This is a genomic window from Runella zeae DSM 19591, assembly GCF_000423565.1.
Lineage (GTDB): Bacteria > Bacteroidota > Bacteroidia > Cytophagales > Spirosomataceae > Runella > Runella zeae.
Window position 1 is genome coordinate 23,540 of the sequence record NZ_AUIF01000041.1, and the last position, 12,446, is coordinate 35,985.

Annotated in this window: 8 protein-coding genes; 2 read left to right on the plus strand and 6 right to left on the minus strand. The window is 39.1% G+C overall.

The window, feature by feature from the left end:
• Positions 1–102: 102 nt before the first annotated feature.
• Positions 103–2,562 carry an O-antigen ligase family protein gene (locus tag G563_RS0112235; protein WP_084650840.1) on the minus strand — a complete coding sequence of 820 codons (2,460 nt, stop codon included), beginning with the start codon at positions 2,560–2,562 and terminating at the stop codon, positions 103–105.
• A 187-nt stretch (positions 2,563–2,749) separates the two neighbouring features.
• Here G563_RS0112235 and G563_RS0112240 point away from each other — a divergent pair, with 187 nt between their 5' ends.
• Positions 2,750–4,774, plus strand: a complete 2,025-nt coding sequence (locus G563_RS0112240; protein WP_157585281.1) for a transglutaminase-like domain-containing protein — start codon at positions 2,750–2,752, stop codon at positions 4,772–4,774.
• A gap of 2 nt (positions 4,775–4,776) precedes the next feature.
• On the opposite strand, the gene G563_RS34555 is transcribed toward G563_RS0112240, so the two are convergent.
• The 4 genes from G563_RS34555 to G563_RS0112260 form a co-directional block, all read right to left on the minus strand.
• Entirely contained in the window at positions 4,777–6,864 is a 2,088-nt protein-coding gene (locus G563_RS34555; protein WP_037326721.1) for a peptidase domain-containing ABC transporter, read from the minus strand.
• A gap of 62 nt (positions 6,865–6,926) precedes the next feature.
• Complete coding sequence (locus tag G563_RS38030; RefSeq protein ID WP_157585283.1) at positions 6,927–7,097, minus strand: hypothetical protein; 171 nt, start codon at positions 7,095–7,097, stop codon at positions 6,927–6,929.
• Between the two features lie 106 nt (positions 7,098–7,203).
• Positions 7,204–7,842 (minus strand): hypothetical protein, encoded by a 639-nt coding sequence (locus G563_RS0112255; RefSeq protein WP_028665570.1) that lies wholly within the window; start codon positions 7,840–7,842, stop codon positions 7,204–7,206.
• A 135-nt stretch (positions 7,843–7,977) separates the two neighbouring features.
• The gene (locus G563_RS0112260; RefSeq protein ID WP_028665571.1) at positions 7,978–8,502 is read right to left on the minus strand and encodes a 3'-5' exonuclease; all 525 of its coding nucleotides are present in this window, start codon (positions 8,500–8,502) and stop codon (positions 7,978–7,980) included.
• 138 nt (positions 8,503–8,640) lie between these two features.
• Here G563_RS0112260 and G563_RS34560 point away from each other — a divergent pair, with 138 nt between their 5' ends.
• Complete coding sequence (locus G563_RS34560) at positions 8,641–8,991, plus strand: LytR/AlgR family response regulator transcription factor (protein ID WP_051210937.1); 351 nt, start codon at positions 8,641–8,643, stop codon at positions 8,989–8,991.
• Between the two features lie 14 nt (positions 8,992–9,005).
• Here G563_RS34560 and G563_RS0112270 read toward each other — a convergent pair whose 3' ends face one another.
• The gene (locus G563_RS0112270) at positions 9,006–11,984 is read right to left on the minus strand and encodes a PD-(D/E)XK nuclease family protein (RefSeq protein ID WP_037326686.1); all 2,979 of its coding nucleotides are present in this window, start codon (positions 11,982–11,984) and stop codon (positions 9,006–9,008) included.
• Positions 11,985–12,446: the final 462 nt, after the last annotated feature.

The window sequence follows — 12,446 nt, forward strand, 5'->3', positions numbered from 1 at the left end:
AAAGTAGTCAATTCATCCCAAATGTTATGAATTAATGTGTCCAAAAGTGGGTTTAGGGTAAATAATGGGGCATTTTTGAGGTAAATCATTAGTCCCAAAAACTTAGCGAAGCTCCTTTCGCTCAATGTATTTGTGGTTTTTGGAAGCTAGTATTCTATAATGACTAGCCAGTTCTTCTGACTTTAATAAGTGGTATGCTTGGGCTATTTGATTAAAAACCCGATTCCAATCTGGTTGGAGTCGTAGGGTAGCTGGTAGGTTTTGTATCACAAGGCCATTGTCGGTGCGGTGCTCGTATTTAAGAGCTGCTTTGGACTCATAAAGAGAATGAATATTGAGATAATGATCAGCCGCAATACGATAACTATTTACTACACTACGAGCTTGCTTTACATCTTGCTGCATATGAGCATATCGTAAATTTGCCATTTCGAGCAGTGGTAGATAATCTAACACATTCAAAAATGAAGATTTACGATAGAGGATAAGTGCCTGTGAAGTATCGCCTTCCATGGCGGCAATACTTCCCAAATAACAGTAAGGGCGGCTCAAGTAGGGTAGCTCCTTAATTACTTTTTGTAATATATTTTTTGCCTCTTGGGGCTTGCCTTGTTTCAACCACAATTTTCCGAGTTTTGCGGCTAAAATCGTGCTATAGTTTTGAGCAATCTTATTTTGTAAATCGTTGGTAGATTGAGCTATCAAAGAGGCGAGTTTGCCAGGATAGCGAACTTCGAATGCCTGAAAAAAATCAGAATCAATAGCTTCTGGGTCTCGACGGATGGCTTGTTTGTAGTATGAAAATGCTTGTAAACTATCACCTTGGCATTCAAATACTAGACCATTTCCAACCAAAAATTCGGTATTGTTAGGGTCAAGTGCTATGGCCTGTTTAAAGTGCACTAAGGTTTGTTCAGGATTGCGTTTCAAAAGAAAACTCAGCCATCCTTTGGTAAAATGAAATCCTGCATCGTGAGGATTGAGTTCTAGGGCTTGATCTATATACTGTATTGCTTTTGGCAAAGCTTGTAATGAAGGTTGTAAACTGTCTGAACACAGCGATTGAGTTTCGATAGGGAATGAGCCAATGATAAAAGCAGCTAATTCATGGTAAGGGGCAACCTGAGGAGCTAAGTCGATGGCCTTTTGTATATTTTCTAAAGCCTCGTTTGGAGCATGATTGTACCAGTGTTTTTGAGCCTCGGAAGCGTATCGGTTCGCTTCATAATACTGGTATCGTTGATAATAACTCCAGAGACTTACACTTAAAATAAGACTTCCTAAAGTAAGCCACAACGTTTTTTGACCTTTAAAAAACACTGGATAGCTACGGCGAGTGGCAATACCAACGTACACACTAGTAAGAGTCCAAACTGCAGAACTATAAAGTAGAGTTGAAAAAAATAATTCACGTACAAAAATACTTATTAGTGCCGCCAGCAGGATAATATCCATGAGGGCGGAGCTCGGGGAATGTGCGTGCTTTATGTTTTGCCATAATGCCCTCAATACCAACAAAAAAAATAAGGAAAAAAGTAGTAAACCTAAGATGCCTTTTTCGATGAGAATTTGAAGATAAGTGTTGTTTGTAAATCGGGAAAAACCTTGATCCTCATTAGCAGGTTGACATAAGTCGCTAACTATGGGGTAGTTATTGCTGCCTACACCTAAAAACCAGTAATTTTCTAATTGGCAAAGGCTATTTTTTAAGATAGTAAGCCTGCCTTGATTACTACGTTGTTGTGATACGGTTTGGTTGAGCGAAAGTGTAGTTAAGATAGGTCGGGAGATAGTAGTCACCATTAGCGTTGTAGACAAACTTCCAATGAGCAAAAGTCGAATGAGTATCTTAAAATGGAAAGTTTGGAAGTACCATAGCAGTAGACACAACACAACCCAAAATATAATTAGAGATACATAAGCCCCTCGTGAAAAACTCATAAAAACGCTTAGATTAGTAAGAGCGAAAGCGAACAAAGTAAGTACTATCCCTACTTTTGAATCTAGAAATAAGCTACCTGCTATAAGTGGTAATGGTAAGAAACAAACCGCAATACTGGCCCATTCGTTGGTAAAAAGCTTGAAAGGGGCAAACATGCTTTTGAAATGCGAGATGTCACTCCAACCTTCTAGCTGAAGTTGACTTTGAAAAGAGAGAAAAATAGAAAAGCTAATCAGTATCAACAATAAAGCATACCCAGATAGTCCCAAAATGAGCGTATGAGTTGACTGAATATGCTTTAGGGCTATCCTTACGCTAGTATAAATCAAGAAAAAGTAAAGCGTTCTCTCAAATGATAAAAAACTATTAGGTGGATAAATCGAGAAACAATAATTGAGGATTTCGGCAAATAATAGTAGCGTAAATACGGCATCTACCCAGGTAAAAGTCATAAAATTTAGGTCGGAAGTGGCTAGTCGTAATATTATAAAAGTAGTACCGAGGAGTAGGACAGGAAAAACTACTGAAATATTCCAAAAACCTATGTAAATAACGATGAGAAGCAGTAAAACCAATAAAAAATCTTGTCGACGGTACTTGGAGTCGAAGGATATTTTCATACGCGTTGAATGAATTTAAGACTTAGGCAAAGGTTGAGTAAATTTTATTGGAAATAGCAGGTTTTTTGTGATATTTACTCACAAAATCGAGGATATTTCTTCCAAACTTCCCACAACAAATGGGTTAAAAATATCCCTAAATGGCCTTTTTAAAGAAATTTTTGATATTCTCTCAACGTCGCCTTTTATGTCAAACTTTCGTATCTGCCTGTATCTTAGTTGGATTGCCTTTAGCTACGTCATGCTTGCGGGATGTGGTAAAAACTCAAATGCTGATCCTTTAGAACATAATCTGGAGCTGGCGGGAGACAATCGTCCTGAGCTTGAGAAGGTACTGATACATTATCGTCAAAACCCTAACGATAGCCTTAAGCTCAAAGCGGCCATTATTCTCTTAAGTAATATCGAAAAAGCTACCTATTACGACGGTCCTTGGTTGACCCAATACAATGCCATTTTTGCCAATACGGCTCCCTTAGTAGATTATAAAATCAAGGCATTGAAAGATTCCTTGATTTCAAAGATTGTGGAGAAAAATGATAAAAATCTATTCACAGAAAGCGATTTAAAGTCCTTAAAATCAGGGTTTTTTATTGAACATATTGATTTGGCATTTGCAGCTTGGCAATCCGCACCATGGTATAAGTCTGTGAGTTTTGAGTCTTTTTGCAATTATATCCTTCCTTATCGAAATTTTTCAGAACCTCCTACAATTTGGCGAAAAGAACTCAGGGCTCGTTATGATTCATTGATGACATCTAAGTACGATACTAGCATGCAAGAACTAACATGTCGTTTCAATGAAGAGCTTATCACTTGGTTTAAATATTCGATTCATTTTGATGATTATCCGGGTCGTATAGACATCAACAATTTGTTACGTGGCAAAAGGGGAAACTGTTCGGATATGGCCAATTTAGCTGCATATATCGGACGTTCCTATGGTATTCCGATTGCGATTGATTATACTCCCCAATGGGCCAATCATACAGCGGGGCATGTTTGGAATGCACTTGTAATTAATCAAAATGAGTTTTTGCCTTTTTTAGGAGCGGAAGATAGCCCTGGTGATTATTATTTGTTTACTCGTGGTGAGTCCAAACCTGCCAAAGTGTATCGCAAAAACCTCATCAAAGTAGACAGTAGCTTTGCCGTCAAAGCTGAAAGACTAGGGATTGAAGAGAGCGAATTGCCCATTTATTTAAGGAATGCGCGTGCATTGGACGTTACTCATTTCTATACCCCTACCGGCGATGTTGAACTTGATTTCAACGTTAGCGACGATACCCCTGTTTATTTATGTATTTTTCAAAGGAATAATTGGCAGGCGATTGGGGGAGGCTTTGTGAAAGATAAAAAGGCATTATTTAAAAATATGGGTCGTGGAATTTTATACATGCCTATGTTTTATAAAAAAGGGTCGTATGAGGCGGCAGGAGCACCCATTATTTTCCCGTTAGAAGGTGACCCCATAGCTATTCGGTTTGATTCTTCCAAGCGAGAATCCATGCTAGTAGAGCGAAAATACCCGCTCAAACGTACGAGAAGCAAACTTTATATGGCGGAGTTCTACAGGTATGCACGTTTTGAGGGGGCAAATACTCCCGATTTTAAAGATGCCACATTGTTATATACTATTGAAAATCCTATGGAAAAATGGGTGCTAACCGATGTAGGTGGTTATAAAATGAGAGACAATTTACAGTATGAGTCTCTCTGGGAAGAGGCTACTATTAAGAGTCAAAAAGCTTTTCGTTATGTACGATTGGCACAAAGTTTTCATGAATCAATTAAAGTCGGAGAATTAGAGTTTTTTGCTCCTCAATCCTCTGCACCACTCAACGGTACTGCTATCGGTTCGGTCCCAAATCCTCATCATGCTTTTGACGGAGTACCTGGAAATAGTATTGTTTTGAACAAACAAAGGGGAGAAGATCACTGGGTTGGTCTTGATTTGGGTACAAGTACTACTATTGCTAAAGTCAGGTATTTACCCGTTAACGATAATAATAAAATCCTGCCTTCTCGAACTTATGAATTGTTTTATTGGGATGAATATTGGAAACCACTTGCCAAGCAAAAAGCGAAAGAACATACGATTACTTTTCAAAATGTGCCTTCTAATGGGCTTTATTGGCTTCACTGTCGCGATTGTAATAGTACTGAAGAACGTCCCTTTAGAATCGTCAATGGTATCCAAGAATGGTGGTAATACTATGACCTAATACGATAGAGGCGGTCGGCGACACGAGTAGACTCGACCCGGTGTGTCACGAAAATAATGCCCATGTCGGGTTTCAAACGCATCAACAAATCCAGTACAGCTTGTTCCATTTGGTTATCCATAGATGCGGTGGCTTCGTCGAGCAGCAGTAACTGTGGACGAGGGTAGAGTGCCCTTGCCAAAGCTACCAATTGGGCTTGTCCCCCTGAGATATTAACACCGGTTTCTCCCAATATAGTATTGAAGCCGTATGGGAATTTTTCAAAATACTCAGTCAAACCATGGATTTCAAAAAACTCAATGAGCTTCTCGGTATTTTCTTCGGTAGGGGTGTTGAGCAAAATATTCTCAAAAAGTGAACCATTAAAAAGTTTAACCTGCTGAGGTACCACTCCTACCAAACCTCGCCAGTGAGGCAACGAAAGCGACTCGAAGTTGATATCATTAACTTTAATAAGTCCGCTCTCAGGGTTATAAAACCCTTGTAAAATCTGTAATAAAGTACTTTTACCACCACCACTTTCTCCCAAAATTCCTATTATTTCACCCTTTTTGAGGGTCATATCAAAAGAATCAAGTAGAAGAGGGCGGCCAGTAAATCTAAAATTAAGTTTTTCTATCCGCAATTGCTCGAAGGTACTAATCTCCAAATCACCCCCAAACAGTGCTGCTTCACTAGGCAAAGTGGTAAATTCCTGCATTCGCTCTAGGGCTACTTGCGCTTCTTGTAATTGAATATTGATTAAAGCCACACTAGCAGCTGAGGCCATTACCATGCTGATCATTTGGGTGATAGCCATTACCGACCCCACAGACAGGCTACCGTGTACTACCAGCCACGAGCTATACCAAATGATTCCGACAATAAACAAAGTACTTGCTAATTGAGAGCTGATATTGAATCGATTAGATACAAGTCCAAGTTGAAATCTAGCTTCCTGAAACAATAGGTAGACACTTTTGGTAAGGCTTGCAAAGTGAGTTTCTCGATTGGCTACTTTAATAGTGCCAATCCCTTGAATAGTATCTATATAATGACTCTCATTTGAAGCATATGTTACCATTGTTTTTCGTTGGTTATCAATGAGTTCGTGATTGAATAAATATACTATCCACCCAAACAACGGTAGCCAAGCAATTGACAATATCCCTACGGAAGTGTGGTAATTGAACAAGACAATGACATTGACCAAAATCACTACAAATTCGAGCGCTAAGTTAGCGAAGAGGTTAGAAATCGTCTGCTGAATGCGACTTGTATCGTTGAGACGAGCAATCAAGTCGCCTGTTTTTCGGGTATCAAAAAAAGACTTAGGAAGCCCTATAAGAGTAGAATAAAAATACTCGATGATGCGGACGTTGAAGTACTTAGTTTGTCGTAGTAAAAGAAGCTGCCTCAAATAAGTAAACAAAGAGCGTATTAGGAGTAAAAACAGCAGTAAACCTGCTCCAACGCTTAGTTTAAATAAATCTTTTGAAGGTAAGATGTAATCAACGAGTTTCTGAGAAAAGATAGCCACCGATAACCCTAACCCCGAAATGACAACTCCCAATACGAAAGCCATCAAAAGGGGATTGAGGTCTTGTGCGGCAAATCCATAAAGCCATCGAAGTTTTGTCCAATAATTGTTTGGAGTTTTTTCATTCAAAACACTCTCTGAAGCGCTTAACAGTAAAAGAGTCTTGGATTGCCATAGAGTATCTAAGTCATGAGCAGGGATGTAGCTTATCCGTGATTCAGCAGGGTCACTAACGATGAATGCGTCTTGAGCGGTATCATATCCATAACATATTACAAAATGGAGGAGATGTCCGCTTTTTAAAATGTGTAATATCGCAGGAGAGGAAATTTGCTTAAGATGAGCAATGTCGGTTTCAAATCCTTGGGCTTCAAGTCCTAGTTTTTTTGAAGCTTGAAAAAGACCTAATAAGGTAGTTCCGGTAGAGGAAGTGCCACTCAAGTTTCGAATTTTAGTAAGAGTAGCATTGCCACCAAAGGAGCGTAAAACCGACAACAAGCAAACCGCACCACAGTCAGACTCTTCGCGCTGAGTCAGATGAAAAGATTGATAATTCATAAAAAATGAAAAATCCAGTTTATTTTTTAGAATAAACTGGATTAGGGGATGTGGGAATAATTCTAACCGTAACTGTCTCCGTCGCTTCCACCGCAATATCTTGCGATAAGATTCTGAGCAAACTTCAACAAAACAGGATTGCCAAGTGTCACTGCTAAGGTAAGTACCTGATTAGCATAGAAACAAGTACCCCCTTCAATCTTGGCCATTCGTTCGAATGAGAGAAGTTTCATAACTTGAATTGGAAAAATAATAGCCTACTCGTTGCAGGTTTTTCGGCAGACACCTAAAAGATTATGTAATGAAAACAAAGGTAAAATTATTAGGTCAATAATAAAACTAAAGAATTACTAAAAACGTCACTAATATAGTCCAAATCACTAGCCCTGTTCCGTAAGTACCTAAAACCACAAGGAGCCATTTGGCAAACCCATATTGGCGGATTTGATTCAATCCTAGGGAGGTTAGTAATATAAAAAACAGTTGGGGTAAGTTTGCAATTTGTAATGGAAATACTGCCCAATTAGGAAGAGATTGAGCATCAAACAGCTCAAATAGAGATAGCTTAGGAATGTAGTTGAGGTCTTCAAGACTGGATACTCCCTCATAAGCATAAATAGCCATTAATACTACACGAGTGATTGCAAAGATGATATAAGCTTTGGTAACTGCTCCAAAAATCTGTTTAAAGGTGATTTGGTATTCAAACAGCAAAGTGCCAAGATTGATAGCAAGGGCAATCAAAAAAATCTCTACAATGACTTTCAGTACTGCGCTTAATAATAATAACCAAAAACTCTCTTTAACACTTGTAACGGCATTTTCAACCTCCTCCATTGTCATTTGTTCCGCAAAGGAGTTATAGAGGAATTTGTCATTGAGGATATATTCTTTGAGAGAAAAACTAAAAACAACTTCTACAAGCAAAATAGCAATTAATATAATAAGGTAATTGATTTGAAAGTATTTGGAGAGCATATATAACGTTGGTTTATGTAGTAATAAGCGCTAAGTTCATTAAATTTACTTATCTTTTATATTTGAACTCGCTTGCAAGATAGTGGATTGTAGGTATGGTAATATATTAAATTTATTATACGAATTTATAGTAAACTACTTCCAATAATCTTTTAAAATGCCCTTGTGGTCATTTTGGAGCAAAAGCTCAAAAAGCTTAACAGTGGCTGAAGCATCACCCATGGCGCGATGTTGATGGGTATGAGGAATCGCTAAATCACGACAGATATTGCCCAAGCTGTATGATTTATAACCAGGAAAAATCTTTTTGCTAAGACGCACAGTACAGAGAGTATCTCGGTCGTAATATTCGTCGATACGCTGGTATTCTCTTTTTATAAAACCATAATCAAACGTGACATTGTGCGCCACGAAGGTAGCATGGCGAGTGATTCGACTTATCTCTGGCGCAATTTCTTCAAAAGTAGGAGCATCTTTCACCATCTGGTTGTTGATACCTGTTAGCTGGGTAATGAAGCCTGGAATCCAGCACTGAGGGTTGATTAATGTTTGAAAAGAATCAATCACGGCATGGCCATCATGGCGAACAACCGCTATCTCTGTAATACGGCTGGTGGCATAAGCTCCGCCGGTGGTTTCAATATCTACAATGGCAAACATGGAGCAAATTTAGTAATTTGAGATAGCATTTGGGAAAAATACGGGGAAAACACCGACAGCATAGTGGGAATTTTCCCATTGATTGGCAGAAGGGGGGGGCGCAATTTTGCAATGACACTTTAACCCCGTCCATTCATTATGAAAACGCTCATATTAATTGAAACCTCCAATGGAGTTGTTGGAATAAGGTTGCCCATGAATTCCTATAAAGTCTTTGTACCTTTACAAGAAATCGTAAGACTAGAAGGAGAACGCAACTATACGTGGGTTGTTCTCAAAAATGGTAAACGCATTTTGATTTCAAAAACCCTAAAGCTTTTTGAAAACGTATTACCTACGCCATTTTTGAGGGTTAGCCGAGGTTGCATGATCAATCTATTGTACGTAGTTCCTTGCAAAAATCGAATCTTCAAACTTACTGATGGATTTAAGGTACCTGTGTCGAGGCGACGTGTCAAAGTGCTGGAAGCACTTCGAGAGGCTGCCTGAAAGCTTGAAAACACTTAACGTCCGCATATTTGACGATAATCACAATACTGACATGCCACAAGATGTTGGGTTTTCTGAAAAGGTTCTTCTACATTCAAAAGCTTTTCGGTAATAAAAGCAGTCAAATATTGTTCAGAATAGGCTACATAACTTTCGGGGTCATTGGTCTCAAACTCAAGAGGGTTTTCGATAAATCCTCTTTTGATATTACGCAAAGAATAAAACCCAGAAGTCACCTCGTAATCTTCTAAAGTGAAATCTTGATTGCGAAATGTGAGACCTCGCTGGTGGAGCATTTGCTTATAAATAAGATACTGATAAATCCACAATTGCCTGATTTTCTCATAGTTGGAGTTGGTTCCCAGATTCATGATGTCATGTAGCTTTTCAGGAGTTACTTTGGGAAGCTGGTCTATTTTACCCGTTTTATAATCGGCTACTCGAATCGTACGATTTAATAGCTCAATGCGGTCGATTTTTCCAGAAATTTTTAAATCAATGACTCCCTCACGATATACAATTGGAAGCGACGCCGTAAGCTTTTGTTCGGTAGAGAGTACTTTCAAATCTTGATTTTGGGTACGTTGTTCACGTAAAAAATCGATGACCGTTTGCTCAGCAACCTGATAAAGCAGTCGATTGATGCCTGATTCTGCATCAAAGCCACCAAACTCTTTGGTAAACTCCTCTTTTAAAATCTGAGTTACATTTTCATCTTCAAAAGGCTGATCTGCTATGATATACTCGATGTCGATTCTTTCGAGGACTTTGTGTATCCACGAACCAAAATCTGCGGCTCCCATGCGTTCTTCGATGTCTTCGTCTTCAGATACGCCAGCGACTCGACTGAAATAATATTGAAGCGAACACTTCAAATACTGGTTGAGGTGAGTAGCATAGAGACCGTCACGTTGAAGGATTTCTATCAAAAATGCCAACGTCTCAGGAGTTTTGGGGACAGTCCAGTCATTGGCCGAAAGCGAAGCAGGCGGGAGTAATTCGGTAGCAGAAGGGGCGAGTTGAGCTTCTTCTTGGAACAAAACGGTGTGTTCTCGAAGCTGAATTTTGCCTTTTGTGGCGGGAATCAGCTCATATTCAAGTTGCATAATAAACCGACTTTTTTCCCCTCCATTATAAGTGTTGGTATCCGTAACATACACCAAATGCACTTCTTTGGCACGCTGGAGTAGTCGATAAAAATGATACGACATGATAGCATCTTGGTCGCTATAGATAGGCAGGCCGGCTTCTTTGGCTATGTCCCAAGGAATGAGAGAGTTTTGTCGTTTTGAAGCGGGAAAAACGCCCTCATTCATTGACAAAATAATCAACTTCTCAAAATCTAATGCTTGGGTTTCGAGCATACCCATGATTTGTAAAGGGCTTACTGGTTCGCCACTAAAAGGGATGCGCGTTTGACGAATAAGCTCATACAAAAAAGCTTTAAAAGTACGCAAGGTCAGTTTTTCGGCACGGCTATGCGTAAGGGTGGTTTCGAGTTGTTTGATGAGCGTATAAAACAAATACAAATACTCGGTTTCGATGGCATTTTGGGTGTCTTTATATACTTCTCTAAGCAAATCAATAAGGTTGTAAAAAGCTCTGATGACTGTATGAGGGTTGTCGTCCCAGCGGGTAAACAAAACTTTAAAAAGTATATGATTTCCGCTCCACTCAAGCAATTGAGAAGGGTCTAGAAATACGAAGTTTTGTTTTTGAATCTCGCGGATTGTTTTTTGAATGATAGTAGGCTGAGAAGTGTCGCGGTTTTGAAGCGTCAGGTGTTCATATCTACGGATAAAAGGGTGATTCAGTACCTTTTGAATGGTTCGGTGGTTGTATTTAGGGATTTTAATATTCCGTCCGTCTTTAGATTTGAATTCAGCAATCGTAAATTGTAATTCAAACAAAGAATCAACCAGGGTAAAAAGTAACGAATTGCGAAGGGTAAGCCCCATCGTCACATTCAAATCTGAAACTTGTTCATCTAGCCCATTGAGCATCGGCACAAGTATATTTTCATCGGCTAGTACGATTGCGACTGGGCGATTTTCGGTTCCGCCTTGTTCGTCGTGGCACCATTCTTTATAGAGCTCGCCGGCGACTTTGGCCTGCATAGAAGCATTAGGCACGGCATATACCCTTATATCTTTGGTTGAATCTTGTAGATAATTTTCTGTCCATTTCCAAGCGCCTGTCCATGCTGCATCGCGGTATCTACGGAGTGCTTTTCCTCCCTCAATGTAAGGGTTATCACGCATGTAGTAGAAGTCCGTATCCCACAAAATCTCCGCTCGTTTGGCCGTGATGAGTGTTTTTATGATTTTTTCTTGGGCGTTGCTAAGCGTTGCCAGCCCTACAAAATAATGGTCAGGAAGAGTAGGGTGGGGGCGGGGTTGTTCGTCATTAAGTAACAAATCAAAAGTATTTTCGGCCAATTGACGATAGGCTAGGCCTCGATATACTTGTTTTTTAGCTTGCAGACTTTGACTGAATTGTTGATAAACTTCTTTTAGATTAGAGAAAAGCTCAAAATAAGCTTTGATACGTTCCGAATCAACCGGGACATTGCTTTTGGGCCAATCTATTTGCCAACGTTCCAGCGCTTTGGCTTCGGTAATATAATTGAACAGGTAGTCGGTATCGACCAGATATTGGTCTATGGCATCAAAATCGCGTAATAGCATACTTCCCCATTGGAGGTAGCGCTCAAAGGTAATGTTTCGATCGACTTGCTTAAAAATATCATACAAATCAAATAGTAGACTTACGTTGTCGGCGATTTCGAGGCCACATTTGGACGTAACAAAATCGTCGATAGAAGTGACTTGAGGCGACAAAAAAGGCTTATCAGCACACTGCCCCAAAGCCCTTTTAAAGAAATAAGCGGCTCTTCGAGTGGGGACAACTACCGTCACATTGGCTAAAGCTTGGGTATCTTGGAATTGATTGAAAATGTATTTTGCCGATTTTTCTAGAAAAGTTTCGAGCATAGGGGTAAGCTATAATGTACCGTATTTATGTGGAAGAAAGGCTGGATGTTTAGAAAGAAAGCCTTTTTATAACGAACCCGAAAGTAAATAATTTAGTCTTTCGGTTAACCTTTTTGTCTGGATATAGTTTTGTAAATAGATTTTAACATAAACAAACTATGAATAAATATACTTAGAAATTAGAGCCCAAAAAAGAGATTTTTGAAAAAATAGGGAGCATAGCTTATGCTTTTTAAGATTGTGTAATTCAAAATACCCAAAAGTAAGGTAAGTGGAAATTGTAGTGTTTTATCAGGCTGGTTTACTTATTTTTAGTATTCTTTTTGCGTAAAAATACTGCCTTATTCCTCATGATTTTCTGTTTCGCAGTATATTATTGGGGAAAACAACGGTTTCTATTTACTCAAATGTACCTTTTTATGAAAGTTGTTTTTATCTTTGCCGCAACTTTGAAAAAAGGAG

What these genes read in the sequence shown, in the direction of transcription:
- G563_RS0112235 (WP_084650840.1), bottom strand. Translation starts at nt 2,562, where the DNA reads ATGAAAATATCCTTCGACTCCAAGTACCGTCGACAAGATTTTTTATTG.
- G563_RS0112240 (WP_157585281.1), top strand. Translation starts at nt 2,750, where the DNA reads ATGTCAAACTTTCGTATCTGCCTGTATCTTAGTTGGATTGCCTTTAGC.
- G563_RS34555 (WP_037326721.1), bottom strand. Translation starts at nt 6,864, where the DNA reads ATGAATTATCAATCTTTTCATCTGACTCAGCGCGAAGAGTCTGACTGT.
- G563_RS38030 (WP_157585283.1), bottom strand. Translation starts at nt 7,097, where the DNA reads ATGAAACTTCTCTCATTCGAACGAATGGCCAAGATTGAAGGGGGTACT.
- G563_RS0112255 (WP_028665570.1), bottom strand. Translation starts at nt 7,842, where the DNA reads ATGCTCTCCAAATACTTTCAAATCAATTACCTTATTATATTAATTGCT.
- G563_RS0112260 (WP_028665571.1), bottom strand. Translation starts at nt 8,502, where the DNA reads ATGTTTGCCATTGTAGATATTGAAACCACCGGCGGAGCTTATGCCACC.
- G563_RS34560 (WP_051210937.1), top strand. Translation starts at nt 8,641, where the DNA reads ATGAAAACGCTCATATTAATTGAAACCTCCAATGGAGTTGTTGGAATA.
- G563_RS0112270 (WP_037326686.1), bottom strand. Translation starts at nt 11,984, where the DNA reads ATGCTCGAAACTTTTCTAGAAAAATCGGCAAAATACATTTTCAATCAA.